General features: G+C 45.2%; 1 protein-coding gene. It reads left to right on the plus strand.

The annotated features are described in order from the left end of the window. The first annotated feature begins 78 nt into the window (after positions 1–78). A complete protein-coding gene (locus tag IQQ51_RS00015) occupies positions 79–987 on the plus strand; it encodes an IS5 family transposase (protein ID WP_193840000.1) in 909 nt (302 codons plus the stop codon). Positions 988–1041: the final 54 nt, after the last annotated feature.

The raw sequence follows: 1041 nt of genomic DNA on the forward strand, positions 1-1041 counted from the left end.
GGCGTTGTTGCCTAAATCAGTTGAACCTTTTCCAAGTCCCGTGATCTGAACCTTTGTGATAGTTAGAACGGTGGTGACATGGGTAAAGCGAAAAAGAAGATAACTAACTGGGCGGAGTACAATAAGGCTCTGTGCAAACGTGGTTCGGTTACGTTCTGGATAGATGACTCAGCCATAGATGCATGGCAATGCAAAATCCATCATGGTAAGCGTGGTAGAGGCTTCCAATACTCTGATACAGCAATTGAAACTGCCTTGATGATTAAGGGTATCTTCTCTCTGCCATTACGTGCTCTTCAAGGCTTTATTGACTCTGTCTTTGAGCTATTGGATGTTCCGCTGACGTCCCCTGACTACACCTGTATCAGTAAACGATCGAAGACAGTTCAGATCAAATATCGCAATAAATCTAGAGGAGTTATTCGCCATATTGCCATTGACTCGACTGGTCTCAAAGTCTTTGGTGAGGGTGAATGGAAAGTGAAAAAGCATGGTGCAGAAAAACGCAGAACATGGCGCAAACTGCACTTAGCTGTTGATGTGGATACTCACGAAGCTATTAGTGCGGAAGTCAGCCTTGTCAATGTTGGCGATAGTGAAGTGCTACCGACGTTGCTCAACCCACTACGCAGAAAGGTCACTGCCGTATCTGCCGATGGTGCATATGACACCAAAAGCTGCTACGAGACTCTGAAAAAGAAAGGTTGTACTCCGCTGATACCGCCTCGAAAGAGTGCAGCACTTTGGGAAGATGGCCATCCCAGAAACGAAGCAGTAACAGCTCTGAAAAATGGAACAATAGCGGAATGGAAAGCCCAATCTGGTTATCACTATCGCTCAATATCTGAGACTGCAATGTCCCGATATAAAGGACTGACAAGCGGTAAACTGAGCTTGAGATGTTACAACGCTCAAGTGGGCGAGATCATGGCGAATGTTAAAGCTATAAACAAAGTCATAGGACTAGGTATGCCCGTTAGAAGCTAACGGCTAGTCAAATATGGCATCGTTGATCTTCAAGCTGATTTGATCAACAACGCC

This window comes from Vibrio sp. OPT18 (assembly GCF_015163615.1).
In the GTDB taxonomy this organism is placed as follows: Bacteria; Pseudomonadota; Gammaproteobacteria; order Enterobacterales; family Vibrionaceae; genus Vibrio; species Vibrio coralliirubri.

Coding starts and splice junctions, on each gene's coding strand:
- IQQ51_RS00015 (WP_193840000.1), top strand. CDS start 79: ATGGGTAAAGCGAAAAAGAAGATAACTAACTGGGCGGAGTACAATAAG.